This window comes from Actinomyces minihominis, from assembly GCF_900187855.1.
GTDB classification, from domain to species: domain Bacteria; phylum Actinomycetota; class Actinomycetes; order Actinomycetales; family Actinomycetaceae; genus Scrofimicrobium; species Scrofimicrobium minihominis.
In genome coordinates this window covers 107,153-130,765 of record NZ_FYEG01000004.1, presented here as the reverse complement: position 1 = coordinate 130,765, position 23,613 = coordinate 107,153, and the positions used below count along the sequence as shown (strand labels likewise).

General features: G+C 64.3%; 10 protein-coding genes and 1 pseudogene. 2 read left to right on the top strand and 9 right to left on the bottom strand.

Features of this window, described 5'->3' with window-relative positions:
• Positions 1 to 105 precede the first annotated feature (105 nt).
• From CS903_RS09710 to CS903_RS05965, 3 genes and pseudogenes are all read right to left on the bottom strand, one after another.
• Positions 106 to 300: pseudogene (locus tag CS903_RS09710) on the bottom strand (ATP-binding cassette domain-containing protein); the annotation flags it as partial.
• 92 nt (positions 301 to 392) lie between these two features.
• Positions 393 to 2,372: an ABC transporter ATP-binding protein gene (locus tag CS903_RS05970; protein WP_099332639.1), complete on the bottom strand. Its 1,980-nt coding sequence runs from the start codon at positions 2,370 to 2,372 to the stop codon at positions 393 to 395.
• The gene (locus tag CS903_RS05965; RefSeq protein ID WP_099332638.1) at positions 2,372 to 4,102 is read right to left on the bottom strand and encodes an ABC transporter ATP-binding protein; all 1,731 of its coding nucleotides are present in this window, start codon (positions 4,100 to 4,102) and stop codon (positions 2,372 to 2,374) included. Before CS903_RS05965 ends, CS903_RS05970 begins: the two co-directional genes overlap by 1 nt.
• Positions 4,103 to 4,294: 192 nt before the next feature.
• Between CS903_RS05965 and CS903_RS05960 the strand changes: the two genes are divergently transcribed.
• Positions 4,295 to 7,174 carry an FAD-binding and (Fe-S)-binding domain-containing protein gene (locus CS903_RS05960; RefSeq protein ID WP_207203769.1) on the top strand — a complete coding sequence of 960 codons (2,880 nt, stop codon included), beginning with the start codon at positions 4,295 to 4,297 and terminating at the stop codon, positions 7,172 to 7,174.
• On the opposite strand, the gene CS903_RS05955 is transcribed toward CS903_RS05960, so the two are convergent.
• The 5 genes from CS903_RS05955 to CS903_RS05935 are packed head-to-tail and all read right to left on the bottom strand — an operon-like array spanning position 7,137 to position 21,257.
• Positions 7,137 to 7,640, bottom strand: a complete 504-nt coding sequence (locus tag CS903_RS05955) for a holo-ACP synthase (RefSeq protein WP_099332637.1) — start codon at positions 7,638 to 7,640, stop codon at positions 7,137 to 7,139. The genes CS903_RS05960 and CS903_RS05955 overlap by 38 nt on opposite strands.
• A gap of 3 nt (positions 7,641 to 7,643) precedes the next feature.
• Positions 7,644 to 16,898: a type I polyketide synthase gene (locus tag CS903_RS05950; protein ID WP_099332669.1), complete on the bottom strand. Its 9,255-nt coding sequence runs from the start codon at positions 16,896 to 16,898 to the stop codon at positions 7,644 to 7,646.
• Positions 16,899 to 16,954: 56 nt separating this feature from the next.
• Entirely contained in the window at positions 16,955 to 18,661 is a 1,707-nt protein-coding gene (locus CS903_RS05945; protein ID WP_099332636.1) for an acyl-CoA carboxylase subunit beta, read from the bottom strand.
• The gene (locus tag CS903_RS05940; protein WP_099332635.1) at positions 18,658 to 20,496 is read right to left on the bottom strand and encodes an acetyl/propionyl/methylcrotonyl-CoA carboxylase subunit alpha; all 1,839 of its coding nucleotides are present in this window, start codon (positions 20,494 to 20,496) and stop codon (positions 18,658 to 18,660) included. The genes CS903_RS05945 and CS903_RS05940 overlap by 4 nt, the downstream gene beginning before the upstream one ends.
• Positions 20,493 to 21,257, bottom strand: coding sequence for a biotin--[acetyl-CoA-carboxylase] ligase (locus CS903_RS05935; protein ID WP_099332634.1), 765 nt, complete (start codon positions 21,255 to 21,257; stop codon positions 20,493 to 20,495). Before CS903_RS05935 ends, CS903_RS05940 begins: the two co-directional genes overlap by 4 nt.
• 215 nt (positions 21,258 to 21,472) lie before the next feature.
• On the opposite strand from CS903_RS05935, the gene CS903_RS05925 reads away from it, so the two are divergent.
• On the top strand, positions 21,473 to 22,042 hold the full coding sequence (locus CS903_RS05925) for a biotin transporter BioY (RefSeq protein ID WP_242491774.1): 570 nt from the start codon (positions 21,473 to 21,475) through the stop codon (positions 22,040 to 22,042).
• A 57-nt stretch (positions 22,043 to 22,099) separates the two neighbouring features.
• Here CS903_RS05925 and CS903_RS05920 read toward each other — a convergent pair whose 3' ends face one another.
• Positions 22,100 to 23,566 carry a beta-N-acetylhexosaminidase gene (locus tag CS903_RS05920; protein WP_099332632.1) on the bottom strand — a complete coding sequence of 489 codons (1,467 nt, stop codon included), beginning with the start codon at positions 23,564 to 23,566 and terminating at the stop codon, positions 22,100 to 22,102.
• Between the last annotated feature and the right edge of the window lie 47 nt (positions 23,567 to 23,613).

The following is a 23,613-nucleotide window of genomic DNA, read 5'->3' as shown; positions in this document are numbered from 1 at the left end:
GTAGAACCGGTCCGGGCCAGGAGGCGAGAGAGGCGCGGAGGAAGTCGACCGCCGAGTCGTCGAGGTGATTGGTGGGCTCATCCAGGAGAAGGGCGTGAGGACGGCTGACCCAGCATCGGCCTCAACCAGGCCCGCGATGATCTTGAGCAGGGTGGTCTTGCCGCTGCCGTTCTCCCCGATGAGGCCTACGACCTCACCGGGGGTAACGGTGAAACTGATGTCCGTGAGGACACGTCGATCCGGGTATGACTTGGAGAGACCGTCGACGTGAAGGTGGCTTGAGAGCAGTGGGGTAGACATGGCTGAGTGGCCTTTGCGCTGGTGAAGCTGTCCTGCCGGGCGAGGGGCCGCGGACGCAGGGAGGGCGAACTCAGATGAACATGTCAGACATACTACTCGTCTAGCGCCCCCTCAAACTGTGAATCGTAGAGGCGGCGGTAGGCGCCGTTCGCCTCAATCAATTCATCGTGACTGCCCTTCTCAACGATGTCCCCGTCCTCCATCACCAGGATGAGGTCGGCCTCGCGGATGGTCGAAAGGCGGTGGGCGATGACGAAGGAGGTCCGCCCCTTCTGCAGTGCATTCATCGCCTCCTGCAGCAGTCGTTCGGTACGGGTATCGACCGAAGAGGTCGCCTCATCGAGGATGAGGATTGGCGGCTGAGCCACGAAGGCGCGGGCGATGGTGAGCAGCTGGCGCTCGCCAGCCGAGAGGTTTGAGGCCTCTTCATCAAGCTCCGTGTCGTAGCCCCGGGGGAGCTGGCGCACCAGACGGTCGACGTAGGTGGCCTTGGCGGCGGCGGTGATCTGCTCCTCCGTGGCGTCCTCGTTGCCGTAACGGATGTTTTCGCTGATGGTACCGGCGAACAGCCACGGGTTCTGCAGCACCATGCCGGTGCGGCGGCGAACATCGTCGCGTTTCAGCTGGGCGATGTCCTGGCCGTTGACTGTGATGCGTCCGCCATCGAGTTCGTAGAAGCGCATCAGCAGGTTGACCAGGGTGGTCTTCCCCGCTCCGGTGGGGCCAACGATGGCGACGGTCTGTCCCGGTTCCACCGTGAAGGAAAGGTCGCGGATCAGCGGCCGGTCGGGGCTGTAGGAGAACTTGACGTGCTCGAAGGCAATGCGTCCCTGTCCTTCGACCGGGGCGGGTGCGTCGGGGTTATCCGGGCTCTGGTCCTCTGCGTCAAGCAGTTCGAAGACACGTTCCGTTGAGGCCACACCGGATTGAACCGAAGCGGCCATGCCACCCAGTTCCGCCAGCGGTTGGTTGAACTGGGTCGAGTACTGGATGAAGGCCTGCACGGAACCGAGGAGCAGGCTGCCCCCCGCGACCATGACCCCGCCGATGACGGCGATGCCGACGTAGACCAGGTTACCGACGAAGCTCATCATGGGCATCATCAGGCCGGAGAGGAACTGAGCCTTGAACGCTGCCCGGTACAGCTCATCATTCTCTTCGGCGAAGTCCTTCTCGAAGCGCTTCTGCTGGCCGAAGACTTTGATGAGGGCGTGGCCGGAGAAGGACTCTTCCACCCGGGCATTGAGGCGCCCCACCTTGAGCCACTGCAGGTTGAAGGCCTTCTGCGACTTGGGGCCGATGATCCCAAAGATGACGCCGAGCAGTGGGAATGAGATCAGGGCAATCAGTGTGAGTTGCCAGGAGATGGTCAGCATCATGATCAGGGCGCCGATGACGGTGAACACCGAGGTGATCGCGCCGGAGAGCGATTGCTGGAGGGTGTTGGTCATATTGTCGATGTCATTGGTGACCCTGGAGATGAGGTCGCCGCGCTTCACCCTGTCGAAGTAGGAGAGGGGGAGGCGGTTGATTTTGTCTTCGACCTCGCCGCGCAGCTTCCACATGGCGCGGACCATGACCCTGTTGAGGACGTAGCCCTGCAACCAGGAGAATACGGCCGCCCCGACGTAGAGGGCGAGGACGAGGAGGAGGATGTGGCCGAGACGATCGAAGTCGATACCGGAACCCGGCACAACGTTCATCTTGGCCACCATGTCCGCCATCTCAGTTTGCCCGGCGGAACGCAGCCCGGCAATGGCCTGTTCGGTAGTGATGCCCTCGGGGATCTGCTTGGAGATGTAACCGGAGAAGAGGACGTCGGTGCCCTGGCCGAGGATGCGCGGGGCTAAGACGGTGAGGACGACCGAGGCCGCCCCGACAATGGTCACGAGGATCATGCGGGCCCAGTAGGGCTTCATCAGCCCCATCATGCGCCAGAACGAGGGCCAGAAATCCTTGGCTTTGCGGGCCACGCCCATGTCAAAGCCACCGGAATCAGAGCTGTGAGCAGCCTCTTCGGCTATCTCGAGGACTTCTTCCTCGGAGAGGGGAGTTGGGTTTGCATCGCTCATTAGGCCACCTCCGCCGCAAGTTGGGACTCAACAATCTCCAGGTAGGTGGGGCTTGTTTCGAGTAGTTGGGTGTGGGTGCCGGAGCCGACAATCTGGCCGTCCTCGAGCACCAGGATCTGTTCGGCATCGGTGATGGTTGAGATGCGCTGGGCAACAACGATCTTGGTGGTCTCCGGAAAGGCCTGCCACAGGGCGGCCCTCAGGCGGGCGTCAGTGGTGAGGTCGAGGGCGGAGAAGGAGTCATCAAATATGAGGACCTGGGGGTTGCGAACCAGGGCTCGGGCAATCGACAGGCGCTGCGCCTGTCCGCCGGAGACATTGGTGCCACCCTGGGAAATCTTGGCTTCCAGTTGGCCGTCCATCTTCGAGACAAAGTCTTCGGCCTGGGCGACGCGCAGGGCGTGCCACAGTTCCTCGTCAGTGGCGTTGGCCTTTCCGAAACGCAGGTTGGAAGCCACGGTTCCCGCGAAGAGAATCGGCTTCTGGGGGATGTAGCCGATCGAAGACCACAGGGTCTCTAGATCCTGGCGCCGCACGTCGATCCCGCCGACGAGGACGGTGCCACCGGTGACGTCGAAGAGACGGGGAATGAGGTTGACCAGGGTGGTTTTACCCGCGGCAGTCGAACCGACGATCGCGGTGGTCTTACCCCTTGGCGCTACGAAGGAAATGTTGCTGATGACGGGTTCTTCCGCGTCGGGGAAGGTGAAGGAAACATCCTTCATCTCGACATTTCCGGGAAGGGGCTGCTCGAAGACCGGATCACTTGGTTCCTCAAGGCTCGCCTGCGAGTTGAGGACTTCGCTGATGCGCTCTGCCGAGACCACGGCCCGGGGGATCATCATGCCCATGAAAGTTGCCATGACGATACCGAAGAGGACCTGGGCGATGTACTGCATGAAGGCCATGATCGTTCCGACCTCCATGGTGCCCTGGTCGATGCGGAACGCCCCAAACCAGATCACCCCCGCGGTGGTGACATTCAGAATCAGCATCACGGCGGGGAAGAGGATGACGAACAGCGAGCCCACGTTGCGACCAACCACCATGATGTCGGTGTTGGCAACCAGGAAGCGACCGGCCTCGATGCGCTCTCGAACAAAGGCACGGATGACTCGCACGCCGGTCAGCTGCTCACGCAACACCCGGTTAACGGTGTCCAGACGCTCCTGGTACTCACGGAACAGGGGGATGAGGCGCAGCATAAGCAGCCCGGAAACCACCATGAGGATGGGGATGGCAACGGCTAGCACCCACGAGAGTTGGACATCTTGGCGCAGGGCCATGATGATGCCGCCGATAGCCATCAGCGGGGCCATCACCAGCATGGTTGACCCCATCATGACCAGCATCTGCACCTGCTGAATGTCATTGGTGTTGCGTGTGATCAGTGAACCCGGGCCGAACTGGTTGACCTCTCGCTCGGAGAAACTGGAAACCTTGGCGTAAACCGCGTTGCGCAGGTCGCGTCCCATAGCCATGGAGGCGCGCGCCGCCAGAACCAGGGAGATGATCGAAGCGGTAATCTGAATAAACGAGATGGCAAGCATCCAGCCGCCCCGCATCCAGATCAAGCCGATATCGCCCCGGGCCACGCCCTGGTCGATGATCTGGGCGTTGAGGGTGGGCAGGTACAGGTTGGCAATGACTGAGGCCATCTGAAAGACGATGACCCCGAGTAGGTACCACCTGTACGGCCAAAGGTACTTAGCCAGTAGTTTTCCAAGCATGATATGCATCCTAGATGCCCTGATCCGCCCCGCTCTAGTGCCTTTTTTCATCCTGCTTGCCATCGGCTAGAACGCCAAGTAAGTAGGCCGAAGTCATCCAGATCACGCTTGGTAAGTTTTCTACCTAAACCAAGTGATCTGTGTTGTGAAGTAACATTGAAGAGGTCGTTTACGCCAAGGAAGGTTGCCGACATGTCCCAGACAACGATGACGAGGACGCAGGTGCTCAAGGCAGAAGCAGCTCCCGAGCAGGGAATTACCCCCGGGCTCACGGGTAGGGCCGCAGCTGCAGTCGAGGAACTCTACCGCCGCACCATGGCCCACGACGCCTCCCACTTCCTCAAGTACCCCGACCGGGTCTGCCAGGTCGGAAGTGCCGCAGAGATGGCGGAACTGTTCCAAGAGGTGACCGCCGAAGGCTCGCACATCACCTTCCGCGCAGGCGGCACCAGCCTCAACGGCCAGGGCCAAACCGACAGCGTCCTCGTCGACACCCGCACCTCATTCAAGGCCACTGTCCCACTCGATGGCGGGGAGCGGATCTGGAGCCAACCCGGCGTCACCATCCGCCACCTCAACACGGTATTGAAGCGCCACCGTCGCCAAATGGGCCCGGACCCGGCCAGCGAGATTGCGGCCACCGTCGGCGGCGTCCTCGCCAACAACGCCTCGGGGATGTCCTGTGGAACCGAGTACAACTCCTACCGCATGCTCGACTCCCTCGAGTTCGTCCTTCCCTCCGGCACCATCATCAACACCGCCGATCCGCAGGCCGACCAGGTGTTTGCCAAGGCCGAACCACACCTCTATATCACCCTGACCAAACTGCGCCACTTCCTGCGCGGTCGCTCCGACCTCGTCCAAGAGATTCGCCGCCAGTTCTCCATGAAGAACACCATGGGGTACGGCCTCAACTCCTTCCTTGATTTTGAGCAGCCGGTGCAGATCTTCGCCCACCTCCTCATCGGCAGCGAGGGGACTCTGGGGTTCATCTCCGAAGCGATCTTCAAGACCCTGCCCGTGCGCGAGAAGATCGCCACCGGCCTGTGGGTCTTCCCCGATGTGGAACGGGCCTGCGCCGCGATTCCCCAGCTGGTCGCGACCGGCGCCTCCGCCCTCGAACTGATGGACTCCCGCTCCCTCACCGTCGCCCAGTCTTTTACCGGGGTTCCCGAGGTCGTCTCCGCCATCGATGTGGTCGATCACGCAGCCCTGCTCATCGAATACCAGGCGGATGACGAGGACGAACTACGTGAGCAGATCGCCAAGGCTGAGGAGATCGCAGCCGAGCTGAACCTGGAGTCCTCCTTCACCTCAGACCCGGTAATCCGCGCGGGAATGTGGACGGTGCGCAAGGGCCTTTACACCACCGTGGCCGGCGCTCGCGAACCAGGCGTCACCGCCCTCCTTGAAGACATCGCGGTCCCCGTCGACAACCTGGCAGCCACCGTCAGCACCCTCTCGAAGCTGCTGGCCCAGTTCGGCTACAACGACGCGGTCATCTTCGGTCACGCCAAAGACGGCAACCTGCACTTCATGCTCACCGACAACTTTGATGAGGCCGAGGGGCGCCAGCGACTGCGCGACTTCACCGAAGCCATGGTCGACATGGTTCTTGAAGCGGGAGGCACACTCAAGGCCGAACACGGCACCGGTCGTGCCATGTCCCCCTTCGTGGAGCGCCAGTACGGGGCCGAACTCTACGGGGTGATGGTAGAGATCAAGCGCGCCGCCGACCCGAGCAACATCCTCAACCCCGGCGTCATCATCACCGACGACCCCGAAATCCACCTGAGGGACGTCAAGACCACCCCCGGTGTCGACCCGCTGGTGGACCGCTGCGTTGAGTGCGGCTACTGCGAACCCTCCTGCCCCAGCCAGCGCCTGACGCTGACCCCGAGGACGAGAATCGTTGCCGAACGAGAGATCGCCATGGCAACGATGCGGGGAAACCACGAGATGGCTGACCTGCTTGACAGTGCCTTCCAGTACGCCGGAGTGGACACCTGCGCCGTTGACGGAATGTGCCTGACGGCCTGCCCCCTGGGGATCAACACCGGGGACCTGGTACGCCAGGAACGCAAGGAACGGGCCCCGCTTGCGGCCCGGGGTGTCTGGACCCTGGCGGCTCAGCAGTGGTCCCTGGTCACGCAGGGTGCCGCCCTCGCCCTCAATGTCGCCAAGGTGCTGCCCGCGGGACTGGTTGAAGGAACGACCCGGGTGATGCGCTCCGTCCTCGGCGAGAACCAGATGCCGCTGTGGACGCCGGACCTGCCGGGTGGGGGAACCTCGCGAAAGAAGGTGGCACTGGACTACCTGCGTGGGGGAAGTGGCGCTACCGTTCCGGAGGCGGTCTACCTTCCCTCCTGCCTCAACACCATGTTTGCCCCGGCACCCCTTCCCGGTGGGGAGGGGGCGGCTAACACCCAGGCGGACTTCCAGGAGCTGTGCCGTAAGGCCGGGGTGCGCCTGTTGATTCCCTCGGACATTGACTCGCTGTGCTGCGGAACCCCCTGGTCTTCCAAGGGGATCGCAGACGGCTACGAGATCATGCGGGAGAGGGTCATCGCCTCGATGCGTCGCTCCACAGGTGGGGGACGGGTTCCCATTGTCTGCGACAACTCCTCATGCACCGAGGGACTGGTGAAGATGCTGCGCGACGCCGGCCTCACCGTGATTGATTCACCGGTGTTCCTGCGCGACGTCATCCTGCCCCGCCTGGAGGGCGAAGTTGGTAAGCGCCCCTGGGACAACATCATTTTGCACCCGACCTGCTCCACCACCCACCTCGGATCGACCGCCGCGGTCGAAGAGGTGGCGGGCGTCCTGGGTGAAGAGGTGCGGATCCCCGACAACTGGGGTTGCTGTGCATTTGCGGGTGACCGCGGCATGCTGCTGCCGGAACTAACAGAATCAGCGACCGGTCCGGAGTCCGCCGAGGTGGTGGAACACAGCCACGGTGACACGACGCTGCATGTCTCCAGCAACCGCACCTGTGAAATCGGGATGACGAGGGCGACCGGCGAAGAGTATGTCAGCTTGATTTCAGCGGTGGCGAGGACGGTGCGCTAAGAACCGCAAGCGCGGTGGCGTAGTCTCCGTCGTGGGAGGCGCTGACCGTCCAGGTGGTCCCCGTGGTGAAGTCGCGGGTGAAGGCTGCCTCGACCGTGCCGAGGAGGTGGAGCGCGGGCGCCCCCGAGGGGGTGTGGGTGATGCTGAACTGCGCCCAGTTGATTTCCTGATCGGCTAGGGGAAGTGGACGTGAGAGTCTTTCCAGGGCGCCCACCCACGCCTTGAGCGCCGCTTCCTTGATGGCCCACAGTGCCGCTAGGTGCTGGGCTAGGGAGTCTCCTTTGGCCTGCGCCCGGGCTGCGGCTCGGCGGAGCTCGCGGGATGTGAAAACGGCTCCGGGCTGTGAGAACTGGGAGCCGGGGAGTTCGAGTTGGGCTTTGAAGGTGGGGACGTGGACCAGGTCTGTGCCCACGCCGAGCACCCCCGGGATCACCGGGAGTGCGGGGGTGCTCGGCTGTGGGGTCACGGGTTAGGTCCTGGGGTAGCGTCCGTCGGCGCCGAGGCGTGCCTGCGGGTTTAGGAGCATGGCGGCTTCGGCTTCCTTGGCCACCTGTCCACCCTCGGCGGGTAGGCGGCGGTCGGGGGCCGCGGTGAAGAGGTCGCCGCGACCCAGCATGCCGGCCTCGAGGTCGTGGGCTCCGTCCTCCAGGCGGCTTTGGGCCCGGTTGTGCCAGGCTGCGCGGGCCTCCTCACCGAGGTTGCCGGCGACGGCGGCCTCGAAGGCTCCGGGGTGGGCTAGCGCCAGCAGGGAGGAGACGTGACCGAACCCGAGGGAGGTGACCAGGGCGGCCTTGACTGTTCCCAGTTTCGCGATCTGGAGGGGCTGCTTGAGCCACACTAGCCAGGGGTTGTCTGCAAGTGCCTCATCGACGCAGTCGAGGGACTTGTTGGCGGGAAGGATCCCATCGCGGAACACCTGGCCGACGCCAGAGATTTGGAAGACGCAGGCCCCACCCTTGGCGTGACCGGTGACCGATTTCTGCGAGATGACGAACATCGGGTTGCCGGGGGTGCGTCCCAGGGCCCGAGCCACCCGGGTGTGCAGGTCGGACTCGTTGGGATCATTAGCGTTGGTGGAGGTGTCGTGCTTCGACAGGAATGCCACGTCATCGGCGCCGAGGCCGAGTTGGTTCAGGGCCTTCGCCAGGCGGGAGTCGGTTCCGCCGCGAGCTGCAGCCAGCGCCCCCAGGCCCGGTGCCGGGATGGAGGTGTGGATACCGTCCGAGAAGGACTGGGCGTAGGCCACGACGGAGAGGACCGGCAGACCGAGTTCAGCAGCCAGGTCGCCGCGGGCCAGAAGGATGGTTCCTCCGCCCTGCGACTCGATGAAGCCGCCGCGACGGCGGTCATTGGCCCGGCTGTAGAAGCGTTCCTCGATGCCCTTGCCCGCCATTTCCTTGGAGTTAGCGGTGGCGTTCATCGAACCGAAGCCCACCAGTGACTCAACTGAGAGATCATCGGTTGCTCCCGCCACCACGAACCTGGCCTTACCGGTGTGGATCTTGTCGAGGGCGTCCTCGACCGACACCGCGGCTGTAGCACAGGCGGATACCGGCTGGACCATGGGACCGTAACCACCGATGAAGTTTTGCATGGTGTGTGCTGCCACTACGTTCGGCAGGGTTTCTTGCAGGACATCCTGCGGGTACTCCTCACCGAGGAAGCGGTCGACAAACAACTTGCGCATCGAGGTCATACCACCGAAACCGGTGCCCTGGGTTGAGGCCACATCGGCGGGGTGAACGGCCTGCAGCAGCTCGGCTGGGGAGAAGCCCGCGGTGAGGAAGGCATCCACGGCGCTGACCAGGTTCCAGGCCGCAATGCGGTCCATGCCCTCGAGAAGCGCGGGGGACAGTCCCCACTTGGAGGCGTCGTAGCCGGTGGGGAACTGGCCGCCAACGGTGCGGGTGAGGGTGGCGCGACGCGGCAGTCGAGCCTGGGCTCCGGCCAGTCGCGTCACCTCCCACTCTCCGTCTTCGAGGGGACGGATCCGGGTGAGGCGTTCGTCCTCGATCACGTAGGAGCGGGCGGTCTCCTGATCCGGCACCGTGAAGGTGACATCGGTGTTCAGGAACACCGCCGCATCCTCCTGTGAACCGAGGTCGACAATCCCGGCATCGGTGATGAAGGAGCGCACCCCGGAGCGGGCCACGACCTCGTCACGGTAGCGATCGAAGATGTCGCCGGGCTCCACCAGGGTGCCGCTCTCGTCATACCAGCCGGAAGTGGGGGAGTCCTGCCAGGTCACCAGGCCCATCATCCAGGCCAGTTCGAGGACGCCGGCGGGGGTCAGTTCGACCTCTCCGTCAGACTCTATACCGAGTTCTGCCTGCCAGCGGGTGCGGGCTGAACCCCAGGGGCCGACCTCACCGAGGCCAACCACAACGACCATGTCCTCAAGTTTGGCGTCAACCCCGGCCCATTCCGCCGGATCGTATGAGGCCAGGGTGGGGCGGGGCGGTGAGGGGAGGGCGGGGATGAGCACATCCTCGGCTTCCGCCACCACCTCGGCTGAGGCTGCGGCTTCAGCATCAGCCAGAGCTGCGGCCTGCAGGGCCTTGAAGTCAACACCGGCCCCCAGTCCACCGGTGAGGTCAACATCGAGGGGGGCGACCGCTGCGGTGGCGCGTGCTTCCGCGGTGCAGAGCTCGATCAGCTCATCAGCCATTTCCTCAGTGGTGTAGGTGCGGATCCCGGCTTCGCGGGCAGCGGGGGCCAGGGCATCGTTACCGCCCATGAGGCCGGTGCCCTGAACCCAACCGATCTTCGGGTGGGCGAGGGTGGTTGAGGCGGCCCAGACGGGTTCCACGAACCAGCGGTTGGTGATGGCGTCGAAGGCAGCCTTGGTTTCCCCGTAGGCTCCGTCTCCGCCAAACATGCCGCGGTTGGGTGAACCGGGCAGAATGACGTGCACCCGAGCCGGGTTGGCACTCCTGCCCGCGAGGTCGGCAAGGCCGCTGATGGCCCGCTCCACGCTCCACAGCAGCAGTCGTGCCTGCGCCTCAGAGGTTTCTCCGGCATCTGCCAGTGATCCCACGACGGGGGGAGCGGCGAAGGGGAAGAAGAGGTCGGGAACCAGGGCGGCCTTGACGACCTCCTTGGTGGCTCCAACCACCTTGGTTTCTTCGGTGCCGATCCATTCGATGAGGGCGTCCACATCGCGGTAGGAAGCAAGGTTGGCTGGAACCAGCCACAGGGCGGCTCCGGCGGTGGCGTTCTTTCGGTAGAGGTCCTTGGCAAAGGAAAGACGAGTCGCATCGACCTTGGAGGAGGTGGCGATCACGGTTGCCCCTCCCTGCAGGAGTCGCGCGGTGACGGCGCCGGCAATCGAAGCCGGGGTCACCCCGGTGACCACCGCTACCTGACCGGCGAAGGGAAGCTCCGGGGTCTGGGTGGCGAGCCGGGCGGTCTCACGGTAGAAGGGGACTAGGTCTGCGCGGCCCTCGGAAAGTCCCTTCTCAGCCCACCAGGTGGCGTGCTGCGCCACGGCCGATCCGGTTCCGGCGAAGGTGATCGCCGCGGGAAGCTCACTTTGCTCAGTCGTCCAGACCCGGGCCAGATCCTCGCGGGCACTGGCCCAGCGGTCATCGATGAGGACGGCGCGGGCCGGGTTGAACCTGGGTTGAACCATTTCGACCCAGCGCGAACCCAGTTCCGCCTCAACGGTCCTGGCTGCCAGGGCTTCGCGGACACTATCCTCGTCCTCGACAGGGATGCCTGCGGGAAGCAGGTCGGGACCCTGTAGTCCCAGCACCTCGAGCAGGTGGGTGGCGGTTTGGGCCAGGGCGCCTGCCGGTCCGGTCACGGAGTCGGCGTACGCGTCGAGGGCGGCGGAGTCCACCACACCCCCACCACCGGCAGTCCCCCCGGCAGAGGGAAGGGAGACCGAGGTGCCGTGGGCGGTAGCAACCTGGGTGACAGCCGCATCCACCAGGGCCTCGGCCTCTGCCTTGGAAGAGGTGGAGGTGGGCAGGGTGGCCAGGGCGCCGCCTCGGGCGGAGTCGCCCTCGCGGGAACCCAGCAGGACCTGGGCGGTGGTGGCATTAGCCCAGCCATCGCCGAGCTGCCAGACCTCACGCACCCGGTCGGCAACGAAGGTCGGCTTCACGCCAGCAGCTCCCAGAACCTTCCGCAGGCGGTCGCGAATAGCCTCGGTCAGCACCGGCCCGAAGGCGCGGTAGTGGTGGGCCAGTTTGTCGACGGAGAGCGCCAGTTCCCCAACGCTGGCATCGGCAGCCCCGTCGATGGAAGGTAGTCCGAGCTCCGCCGAGAGGTCCATCAGCAGCTGGTTGCGGCGCGCTGAGACACCCGCGGTGAGGGTGTCGGTGGTGTCGCCCGCATCGATCTGCTCGGGTCGCAACTTGTTGGTGTAGGCCATGACGACCCGGATGGCATCGGAAGCCGTGAAGGGCAGCTCCGCCACGGCTGCTCCTGAGGGAGCTCCGGTGATGACCTGGGGGGCGGGGGCGTGAACCGCCGAGGGAATGTAGTCGGCTTCGGCGGGGGCCGGGGTCTCGGCTGCCTGGGTCGCTTCCACGACCTCGACCACGTCCTCGTCCTCATCAACGAACTTCACGTCGACACAGGTGACAACCTGTTCGTCACGCTGAACGTTGAGGGCGGCGGCAGGGGAGCCGTTGAACTCATCCAGCTTCAGGGTCTTCTCTCCGAGTCCCGCCAGGGTGGGGGCGGAGCCGAGGCCGATTTCGATGAGGCGCTCCACACCGAGGCCGTTGTCGCCGGTCGGGGTAAAGAGCAGGTCCTGGGTTTCAATCCAGCGTACCGGAGAGGCGAACTGCCAGCACAGCAGCTCGATCAGCAGCAGGCGGGCGAGGGCGTCCTCGTCACGCGCAGCTTCCTCCCAGGCTCCCTCACGGGTGAGCAGTGCGGAGAGGGGTGCGGAGGGAACCTCATCCAGGATGGCCTGCGCAAACTCGCGACTCACCTCGAAGGGTCGCGCCACCAGGTTGGGGATGTACTTACCGATGAGGCGTTCCGAGGGAATTTCCCCGGGAATCAGGGCCTCCAGTTTGTCGCGGAACTCAGGAACCCCGTCACGCAGCACCCGGCTGTGGAAGGGAACATCAACCCCGGGAACGTACATGAAGGGGCCCTTGCCACCGGCTGCGGCGGCGCGGGCAGAGGCGTCCTCGTCAAGGGCCTTCAGGCCGGCAATCGAACCGGCCACGGCGTACTGCTGGCCGGCCAGGTTGAAGTTGACGATCTGCAGGAACTCACCCGATTGCTCGGCAACCGAGTTGACGTAGTCGACAACCCCGTCGTCTCCCACCCCGAACTGGCCCGGACGCAGGGCGCCCATGCGGTAGTTCGAGCGTCCCTTGGCATCACGCGGAACCAGGTGGTGCATGGTGGAGCCACGGTGGAAGACGATCTCGAGAACGCTTTCCAGCGGGAAAACCTCACCGTAGGCCGACAGCGCGTTGTACTCGCCGAGCGAGTGGCCCGCGAAGTAGGCCCCGTCGACCAGGGCACCCTGCTCACGCAGGCGTGCGGTCTGGGCGAAAGCCACCGTTGCCAGTGCCACCTGGGTGAACTGGGTCAGGTTGAGGATGCCCTCCGGGTGGCGCAGCACCTGGCCGTCGACCACCAGCTCCGTGGGGTTATCACGCACCACGGTGAGGATGGAGAAGCCGAGGGCGTCTCGGGTCAGGCGGTCGGCGCGCTGCCACACCTCTCGGGCAGCATCTGAAGTGGCCATCTCGTCAAGGGCCATACCCTGACGCTGGATACCCTGACCCGGGTAGACGTAGGCGGTCGTTGGGGCCAGTGTGGCCGCGGTGGCGCGGGAGACGATCTGGCCGTCAATCTTGCAGGTGACCTCAAGCAGCAGGCCACCTCCGGGGATACGCCCCACCCTCTCGACGGTGATATCCACAGGGTCATTCAGGTTGACCAGGCCGTACATGTTGTAGGTCCAACCGCTGATGCGGAAGCCCGGCTGGTTGCCCTCACGGGCTTGAACCAGGTTCTGAGCCACGGCGGAGAGCCACATGCCATGAACCAGCGCATCCTCCAGACCCGCCACGCGGGCCGCTGCCTGCGAGGTGTGAATCGGGTTGAAGTCACCCGAAACATTGGCGAAAGTCGTCATGTTGGCCGGGGCGGTAACGCGGGCGCGACGAAGCTGGGAACGCGGGGTATCGACCACCTGGGCGGCTAGGCCAGCCGCAGCGGGGACATCGGCGGGAACCTGGTCGGAGCCGATTCTGCCGCGAATCGCGAAGCGTTCCTGGAAGAAGCCGATTTCCTGGCCCTCGTGAAACAGTGCCTCTTGAACGGTGACTACGCGCCCGGCTGAGGACTCGTCGAGGCCGACGGTGCGGGCGACGACGGTGAGCTGAGCGCTACCGTCCTCAGCCAGCAGATCATCAATGTCGACGTAGAGGCGGGCGGTGTGGTCGAGGTGGACGGCAGAAAGCAGTCCCTCGATGACGGGGTAGTTGTTCTCGATGAGGGCGGAACCGAGGGCAGCGTAGATGGCAGGCCAGCACAGACCGAGCAGGGCATCGGGGGTCCAGGTTTCAAGGTCGTACTTCGCCGGTAGTCCCTCACCGGTTGCGCCGCGGTGCATATCGGCGAGGGCCCGGTTGATGGTGAAGGTCCAGTGGGCCTCTCCGAACAGGGAGTCGTCTGAGGGAACCATGGTGGGCAGCGTCGTGATCGGGTCCCCGGTGATGGTCTCTCCGCCCACGCCCGCGGTTGCCGCCAGCAGCGCGTACATGTGCTGGGGGAGGGCGTCGCGGTCGACCACCGGGTAGCCGCCGTTTTCGGTTGCGGACCCCAGGGCCAAGGGAACAGTCAGGGTGCGTACGGCGTGAAGGTTATCGCCACCAGCCACCCCATCCCAGGCTGTATCCAGGGTGACAACCAGGTTGTAGGTTTCGCTGTCATCGTGCTTGACGATGCTGAGCATCCCCTCGGGAACCACCCGGGCCGGGTTGTCGACCAGGTTGCCGCTCCAGCTCACGTAGGGGACCTGGGCGATGAACTCCTCGGCGCTCCGGGCATCTTTGAGGCGTGCGAAGAGTTGAACCTCAGGGGCCCCGGCAGCGCCGAGACGGTCCACGGTCGCGGCCTCGAAACGACCCAGAAGGTCACCGATGGGCTCATCGACCCGGTCGATTCCAGCCACCGCCACCGGACCGGGGATGACCCGAACCTGGTCGGCGGAGTAGCGGGGATCCTGCGACTGCCACAGGTTGTCCTGACCCCACCAGCGCAGCAGGTCAGAGTCGAGGACGGGAACGAAGGGCATCGGCTTCGGGTACTTGCGGCACAGGTCAACAAACCAGGCTGCATCCGTCGGGGTGACGCGGGTGGTGGCGGCATTCGGGTAGGTTTCCGCCAGGTCGATGAGGGCGGCCCCCGCGTTCCTCACCGAGTCCAGATCGGGGAAGATCGTGGAAATCTCGCCGCTCTCGACCTCGGAGAGGCGTCCTTCGATGCGCTGCAGTAGCAACTGGAAGCGGTTGATCCAGGTGACGTCGTTCCAGGAGCCGTCGATCGGTGAGGCCGAAAGTGCGGCGAAACGCTCTGCCCACTCCAGGTAGGACATCCTGTCGACGTCCCCGAAGTAGGGCTTGGAGGTGGCGTTGAGGGCGGCGATGATCTCGTCGCGGCGTGCCACCACGGCCTCCTCATTACCGGAGACCTCAGCGACCAGTCGTGCGCACGCGGCTGCAGAGTTGTCGACCTCGTGAATATCGGCGCGCAGGTGGGACTGTCCCGAGGTGACTCCACCGCGGGTGGTGCCGGTGGGAACCCAGCCGCCCAGTTCATCCTCGGTCGGAAGGACAGAGATGCCGGGGGTGTCGACCAGAAGCTGCTTGACCTCGGCCGTTGTCTTGGCCTCCAGAGCCGTCATGGCGGCGGTGCCGATGAGGACGCCATCAACGGGCATCAGGGAGCGCCCGTGGGCGAGCGCCCAGTCACCGGAAATATAGTCGGCGGCGCGCTCCGGTGTTCCGATGCCACCTCCGACGCAGAGCACCAGGTTCGGGGCGTTACGAATGTCGGCGTAGGTGGCCAGTAGAAGATCGTCGAGGTTCTCCCAGGAGTGGTGTCCCCCGGCGTGACCGTCTTCGACCTGGATGATAACGGAGGCCTCCGGAACCTCGTGGGCAATCGCCACCACCTGGCGGATCTGCGCGGTGGTGCCCGGCTTGAACGCCACGTAGGGGAATCCGGCGGCCTGAAGGGAGGTGATCAGCTCGGTAGCTTCCTCCAGTTCCGGAATACCGGCTGAGATGACAACCCCGTCGAGGGGGGCACCGGCGGCGCGTGCCTTGGTGACAATGCTCTGCGCCCCGAACTGTAGGTTCCACAGGTAGGGGTCAAGGAACATGGCGTTGAACTGGGCGGCGCGTCCCGGCCGCAGCAACTGCTTCAACTTGGCGAGGTTCTCTGCAAAGACGGGTTCGGTGCCCTGGCCCCCGCCCGCCAGTTCAGCCCAGTAGCCGGCATTGGCTGCCGCCGCCACGATCTCAGGGTCGACGGTGGTGGGGGTCATCCCGGCCAGCAGGATGGGGGAGCGTCCGGTGAGGCGGGTGAAGGCGGTCTCCACGGTGCGCTGCCCATTGGGTAGAACCGTAATCCGGGGCTGATAGGTGGACCAGTTGACCGGGGCCGTGAACTCGGCGGTGGAGGTGAGGAGTTTGTCGCGTCCCGCCACTGTCCCGGCTTCGATGACGCCGATTCCGGTGCCAAGAAGAACGGTGCGGTTGATGCGCTCCAGGGTGTCGCCCGGACCGATATCAAGAACCCACTTGACGTCCTCGGTGGCGGGAATCAGCAGTGCGGCCCAGTCGACCGGTTCGGTGAGGACGGCGGGAGCAAGATTTTCCACCAGCGCGGAGTCGATGCCCGCAGAGGTGGCCCAGGTCCGGACCTGATCCAAAGCACCTTGAAGCAGGGGGGAGTGGAAGGGGGCGGACACAGGCAGGGGAGAAAAGCGGGGAGAGAAGGCTTTACCACCGCGCACCTTGGCGGTGATCTGGGCCTTCTCGGCAGCCGAGATCTTCTCAGAGGCACGCTGGATTGCCATCAGGTCGGCAGGGCGGCCCGAGAGGACCAGCTGTTCGGCGTCATTACGTAGGGAGACCGTGACAGAGCCTTCCAGACCGGCCCCTGCGATAACCTCCTCGACCTGGGTCGGGGAGGCGCCGATGACGGCCAGCATGGGGAAGTCCTCTCCGACGCGGCGGGTTCCGGTGGAGCGGGTGGCGGCGGTGACAGCCACCCCCATCAGTTCGGAGAGGGCGTAGATCGCTGCGATCTTCCTATAGTCACCATCGGCCCAAGCCTCAAAGAGGGCGGCTCCCAGCAGGCCCTGGCTGTGACCAACGGCGGCGACGGGGGCGTGAACGCGGGCATCAAAGCCCTCGGCGGCAAGCTCCAGCAGCGTGGCGTACTGAGCCAGCAGGATTCCAGGCATGGAGGCGGAAGGTGCAGCCGGATCGGCCTCGAGCAGGGAGGTCAGGGTGAGGGGAGCGCCCGCGATGACGCTGAGGCTCCGGCCCAGTGGGGCAAGCAGAGCCTGCCCCGCAGCGATCAGTTCCTCGACCTGTGAGGCAACGTCCCTGTGGGTGGTGGTGTCACGAAGGGTGTCCTGCCACGGCGTTGCCTGTCCCGCGAAGGTCAGCGCGTAGGGCACACCCTGAGTGCCCCCGAGCGAGAGGTAGAAAGGCGCGTTGTAGCTGGTCATGTTGGTCTCTCCAGAAAGTTGGTTGGTACCGGGGGGAAGGGCTTGGCTAGGGGGCATCACAGGGGTCCGTTTCCGTGTCGTTTCGAACCTGAAACAGGGCGGAACTTGGTTGAAAGCAGTTCGAGGGAACCGATGATGGCCTCTCGGGTTTGGGCCGGGGTGATGATGGCATCGAACTCGCCCTCGGCTACCGACAGGTCAGGGTTGACGGACTCGTCGGTGTACTTTTGGACGAGGGCGGCTCGGACGCGGTCGACGTCCTCACCCGCGTCCCGGGCGGCGGTTAGTTCACGACGGTTCATGATGGAAACCGCGCCATCCGCGCCCATGACGGCCACTTCCGCTCCCGGCCAGGCGAAGTTCATGTCGGCTCCGATCGACTTGGAACCCATGACGATGTAGGCGCCTCCGTAGGCCTTGCGCAGAACGATGGTGATCATCGGGGTGGTGGCGTTGGCGTAGGCGAAGATCATCTTGGCGCCGCGGCGGATGATACCGGCCTGTTCTTGCTCGGTTCCGGGACGGTAGCCGGGAACGTCGACCAGGGTGATGATCGGCAGGTTGAAGGCGTCGCAAAGGCGAACGAAACGGGCGGCCTTCTCTGAGGCGTCGACGTCGAGGGTGCCGGCGTCGTGGAGGGGCTGGTTGGCGACGATTCCCACCGAGCGGCCCGAAATGCAGGCGAAACCAATGACGATGTTGCGGGCGTATCCCGCCTGGACCTCGACGAACTCTCCGTGGTCTACCAGGTTCGCCACGACCGCTTTGACGTCGTAGGGGGTGCGGGTGGACTCGGGAACCAGTTCGCCAAGTTCCTCGGCGAGGGCGGCCTCGTCAAGGTCCGGCAGGTAGTCGTAGGAGGGGGCCGGTTCCTCGAAGGAGGACGGTAGGTAGGTGAGCAGTGAGCGTGCGTACTCGAGCGCGTCCTCCTCGTCGTCGGCGAGGTAGTGGGCAACACCGGACTGGTGGTTGTGGACCTCTCCGCCGCCCAGTTCCTCAAAGGAGACCTGTTCGCCCGTGACGGCTTTGACGACCTCGGGACCGGTGACGAACATGTGGCTCTGCTCGCGGGTCATGATGACGAAGTCGGTGAGGGCGGGGCTGTAAACGGCACCCCCTGCGCAGGGGCCCAGGATCAGTGAGATCTGCGGGACCGACCCCGATGCCTTGCAAGACTTGCGGAAGATGCGCCCATACTGCGTGAGGGCGACGACTCCCTCTTGGATCCGGGCGCCTCCGGAGTCGAGCATGCCGATGATGGGGATACGCATCTGCATGGCGATATCCATCAGGTTGATGATCTTCTGCCCCTCGACCCGACCCAGGGTTCCCCCGCGGACGGAGAAGTCCTGGGCGTAAACGGCGACGCGACGCCCGTTGATCTCTCCGTGACCGGTGATGACCGCGGCTCCGGTGAACCCGTTTTTCATGGAGCCACCCATGAACTGGCCGATTTCGACGAAAGTTTCGGGATCCAGCAGCATGGCGATGCGCTCCCGGGCCGTCATCTTGTCGTTCTTGTGCTGGCGGGCCGCGGCACGTTCCTCACCGAGTTGAGTCAGTTTGGCGACCTCCGTGGTGTGGGAGTCCCGGACACTCGGCGTACTGTCCTGTGGGTTCTGAGGGGCCCCCGTCAGTTCGGCGAGGGCGGCATTGAAGCCTGCTTTGGCCGCTTCGATTCCCGCGCGGGCCCGACTCAGGCCAACTCGGGCCGCGTTGCGGGCCTCGGTGGCCGTGGTTTTGGGGGAGGGCTTGGGGTTCATGACTGGCCGCCTTCAACGGTGACAGGTTCTGGGGTCAGGGTGGCGAGGACGGCTCCGGGTGCCACATTTGCTCCGACCTCGACGCCGATGGACTCGATGCGTCCGGCCCGGGGGGAGCGGATGTAGGACTCCATCTTCATGGACTCCAGAACCAGCAGGATGTCGCCTTCTGCAACTTCGGTTCCGACCTCAACCGGAACCCTGACGACGATGGCCTGTGAGGGGGCGATCACCGCGTCGGAGTTGAGCGGGGTCGCTCCCCCGGATCTCCGGTTCTGCTCCCGAGAGGAGCGCAGGGGTTGGGCGGGTTTGCGGGAAGCTGTGGCAGCTGCTGCGCCTGCGAAGAGGTGGGCGGGCAGTGTTAGCTCGGCGCGCTTCCCATCCAGTTCGATGATGACCCGGGTGCGTTCTTGAGTAGGGGTGGGCCCGGAAGTAGTTGCGGGACTGAGGGCTTCCTGTTCGGCCTTGAAAATCGCCGCGAACTCCTCAAGAACACCGGACTCAAGCCACCTGGTCCACACCCCCAGGTTGCCGCCTTGGGCCTGGTTGAACAGGGGGTGGTTGAGGATGTGGGCGTAAAGGGGAAGAGGGTTGGCCACCCCGTCGAGCACGGTTTCCCTGGTGACGCGCAGGGCGCGGGCGATGGCCTGCTCGCGGGTGGGGGCGGTGACGATAATCTTGGCAACCATCGAGTCAAACTCGGAAGAGACGGTGTCGCCCTCGCCGATTCCGGTATCGATGCGGATACCGGGCCCCGTCGGCCAGACGACGCGACTGAGGGTGCCGGTGGTGGGGATGAGGTCGTTAGCGGGATCCTCACTGGTAACACGCAGTTCGATTGAGTGGCCCCGCACCTCACCCCCGAGGGGAATCGGGCCCCCCTCAGCGATGGTCAGTTGCGCGTCAACCAGGTCGACGCCAGCCACCTCTTCGGTGACGGTGTGCTCCACCTGCAGGCGGGGGTTGACCTCGAGGAAGTAGAGTTCGCCGTCCTCGGTCAAGAGGTACTCGCAGGTGCCGAGGCCGACGTAGCCAACCGCATCAAACAGAGCCTGGGAGTTTGCGATCAGGGCTGCTTCGATCTCCGGGCTGATGAAGGGCGCCGGGGCCTCTTCGATGAGTTTTTGGTGACGCCGCTGCACGGAGCAGTCACGGGTGGAATAGACGGTGAAGGTGCCGTGGCTGTCCCGTCCGCTCTGGGTCTCGAGGTGGCGGGCGCGTGGAACGTAACGTTCGATGAAGAAACCTGCGCCGCTTCCCGAGGTGAGGTCGCGTCCGGTGAAGAAGGTGTCCAGGTCGCCCTCGCCGTGGAGGACGTGAATGCCACGACCGCCACCACCGTCCGCCGCCTTGAGGACGACGGGGTAGTCCCACTGCTTGATGAAGGCCTCAACTTCGCCGCGTCCAGTCAGCGGTTCCTGGGTTCCGGGAACCGGGGCGACCCCGACGCGCAGGGCGGTCTGGCGGGCGCGGATCTTGTCGCCAAGAAGTTCGATCACCTCGGGGGAGGGGCCAATCCAGCTGATTCCAGCCTCTTGGACCTGAGCCGCAAAGGTGGGGCTTTCGGCCAGGAAACCGTAGCCGGGGTGAATGGCATCGACCCCATTCGCGGAAGCGATGGCGATGATCTTATCGCCGCTGAGGTAGGTTTCTGCAGCGCTGGTCCCGCGCAGGGCGTAGGCCTCATCGGCGCCGCGGACAAACTGGGCGTCCATGTCCTGATCGGCGTAGACGGCTACTGCTGTGTCACCGCGCTCCTGAATGGAACGGATGATACGCAGGGCGATCTCGCCCCGGTTGGCAACGAGCACGCGGCTTTGGGAGGGTTGTGTCACAGTGCGGCTCCTGAGGTGGTGGGAAGGTTGGAGACCAGGGCGACATCCCCGGCCTCGATGGTGTGAAGTAGGCCGGTCTCGTCCTCGACAACCAGGGCGCCCTGATCATCGATCAGAAGTCCACTTCCGGTGACGGTGGCGCCTGTCGGAAGGGTGACCTTGACGGTGGAGCGAAGTGAGAGGCAGAGGTTGGAGTACTCGGCGGCCAGGTTGTGGTCGTTGAGCAGCTGCGCCAGGCGCTGGCGAATCAGGTGCGCAAGTGAGGTGGCGCTGATTGCCTCCCCGTCCTCAAGTGCCAGGGAGGTCGAGGGGACCGGGGGAAGTTTTTCCTCAGTCTGGGTGAGGTTGACGCCGATGCCGAGGGCTATCCAAGCGGTTCCGTCACTGTCGATGCCGAGGTTTTCGGCCAGGATGCCGGCGATCTTCCGACCGGAGACAAGTACGTCATTGGGCCACTTCAGGTCCACGTGGCTGTGATCGAGGAGGCCCTGGAGTACCTGGGCTGTAGCCAGGCCGCCCGCCAGGGGAACCCAGGTGGCCCACTGCGGGGCAATGGGGACGAGGACGGAAAAGAGAAGCGAACTCTTCTCCGGTGCCTCCCACCTGCGTCCCAGTCGGCCCCTACCCCGGGTCTGAAAGTCAGCCATCACGGCGGTGTAGGAGGGGAGCCCTGATCGGTCCCGTTCTCTCCATAGCCGTCCTAGAAGGTCGTTGGTGGAGGTCACTTCAGCAATCTGGATGATCGGGGCTGGCTGCTGCATTCGTCTCCTCAGGGGTTTGGCACTGCACCGCTAATACTTCAAGATTTGTAGCAACTCTTTCAAGTTCTGAAGTATAGTCATCGCTGTCGGCGCGGCAATCCAGGTCTCAATCTCGGCGTGGCGGGCTGCGCTCATGGTGGAACGGCGGGTGGGTAGCTTTTGCATCCCCCCGGTGATTTCCGCGATTTTGCAACGAAAACCCGAAAGGCTCACCCTTGAGTACAGCAACCGTCCCGGTGCTAACCGATCTTCTTCCAGCCTCCCGTGTGAAAGATGCCGCACTTGTGATGGGCGGCACAGCCCTGGTGGCTCTGGCGTCTCAGATCGTGATCCCCCTTGGCTTCACACCCGTTCCGCTCTCCCTGGCCACCCTTGCGGTCCTGCTGGTGGGTTCGGCGCTTGGGCCACTTCGAGGGGCACTCTCCCTGGGCCTCTACCTGGCTCTCGGAACAGTCGGTGTCCCCGTTTTCGCGGGCTTCTCTTCCGGGACTGCCTCTGCTTCATTCGGCTATGTCATCGGCTACCTGGTAGCGGCTGTCGCGGTCGGGGCCCTGGCTCGTCGAGCAGCTGATCGCAGGGTCCTCTCCACCTTTGCCGCTGCCGTCGTTGGCTCCGGCCTCATCTACGCGGTCGGTGTGCCGTGGCTGATGATCTCCCTCGGATTGGGCTTGTCGGAAGGCCTCGTTCTGGGCGTCGTGCCCTTCCTGGTAGGGGATGCCCTCAAAGCACTTGCGGCCAGCGCACTTCTTCTCGCAACCTGGAAGGTGATTGGAACCCGCCGCTAGAAACCAAAAAAGACGGTCTAGATCAGTGTGTTTGATCTAGACCGTCTTTCTTTGTCCCTAGTCCCAGTTGACGTCCGGGGAGCGGTGCCAGTGCAGTCCCAGTCGGGTCCACCAGGGCCCCTCGGATGCCAGGCGTCCCGTGTAGTTCTCGTAGTTGAGCTCTTCCTTCGGGGACCAGCCAATCTCTGCCACGGCACTTAGGCGCGGCAGCAGCATGTAGGTGAGGGCGTCAAGGGTGTGGATTTTCTCCGTCCACATTCCCCCCTCAATCCCGATGATGTCGGACTCGCTCACCCCGTCGACCTGGGTGGTGGGATCCCAGTTGTAGGACTTCTCAAGTTCGACAAGGCCGCACCAGTCCTGACCGTACGGGGTGTCCTTGTTGTATTTCATGTCAAAGTAGATGCGGTCAGCAGGGGACATCAGCAGCTTGCCTCCCTTGGCAACCGCCTTGGCCATATCCTCGCGGTCGAGGCGCGGGTCCCAGAACTGGTAGATCATGTCGCCGGCGATATCCGCTCCGGCGGCCTCCTGCCAGGCCACGGGGCGTCGCCCCAGCTCACGCGTTATTTTCTCTGCCTGACGAATGAGGACGTTGTAGTCGTCGATGTTCATGTCGTAGCACTCGTCGCCACCGATATGAAGGTAGGGGCCATCCGTCTGCTGTGCCATGGACGTGAAGACATCTCGCATGAACGGTTCAGTGGCCTCGATCTGGGGCAGGATCATGCTCCAACCGACCTTCATGCCGCTGTAGGCCGGCAGGGGCTCCCCACCCGGGGTGAGCTCACCGTAGGCGTGGTTGGCGGCATTGGTGTGGCCCGGCATGTCGAACTCGGGGACCACGGTCACTCCGCGAACCGCTGCGTAGCGGTTCAGCTCGGCGAACTCTTCCACCGTGTAGAAACCGCTTCGCCCGCCCTCACCAGCGGTGGCACCGGAGATCTCAGTCAGGGCTTCACGGCCTGGAATCTCCAGGCGCCAGCCCTGGTCATCGGTCAGGTGCAGGTGCAGGTTGTTGAGCTTGTAGGCAGCCAGAAGGTCAACAACCTTCTTGACTTCATCCACCGGGAAGAAGCTGCGCGCCACGTCCAAGGACTGGCCGCGCCACTCGAAGCGGGGGAAGTCCTCAATCAAAACCGATGGGACGTACCAGCCGTCCTCGCCCTCTTCCACCAACTGACGCAGTGTGGCGATGGCCCAGTTGAGGCCGCGCGGAGTTCCAGCAGTCAGGGTGATGGTCGTGGGGCTGACCTCAAGGCGGTAGGCCTCATCGCTGTCGGATCCTTCAACGACGAAGTCTGCATCAATCTTCAGCGTGATACGGCGGTCAGCATGGGCCTCGGAAACGACGGGAAGTCGCAGTCCCGTGGCCAGTTCAAGAACTTCTGCGGCCACTTCCGCCACCTCTGCGACACCTTCGGTGGGGGAGAACACCACCTGGGCGGACTGGTCGAGGACGAACGGGTCATCCTCGGAAACATCGACACTGACGGGAACCGGAACCAAGTTGGGAGTCTTCACAGGGGTAATCCTAGGGGTCTTTGCCGCCTGGCGCCGCCTCCCAGGAG

Excerpts from the sequence above, each read along its gene's own strand:
- CS903_RS05965 (WP_099332638.1), bottom strand. The coding sequence starts at position 4,102 with ATGCTTGGAAAACTACTGGCTAAGTACCTTTGGCCGTACAGGTGGTAC.
- CS903_RS05950 (WP_099332669.1), bottom strand. The coding sequence starts at position 16,898 with ATGACCAGCTACAACGCGCCTTTCTACCTCTCGCTCGGGGGCACTCAG.
- CS903_RS05960 (WP_207203769.1), top strand. The coding sequence starts at position 4,295 with ATGTCCCAGACAACGATGACGAGGACGCAGGTGCTCAAGGCAGAAGCA.
- CS903_RS05970 (WP_099332639.1), bottom strand. The coding sequence starts at position 2,372 with ATGAGCGATGCAAACCCAACTCCCCTCTCCGAGGAAGAAGTCCTCGAG.
- CS903_RS05945 (WP_099332636.1), bottom strand. The coding sequence starts at position 18,661 with ATGAACCCCAAGCCCTCCCCCAAAACCACGGCCACCGAGGCCCGCAAC.
- CS903_RS05935 (WP_099332634.1), bottom strand. The coding sequence starts at position 21,257 with ATGCAGCAGCCAGCCCCGATCATCCAGATTGCTGAAGTGACCTCCACC.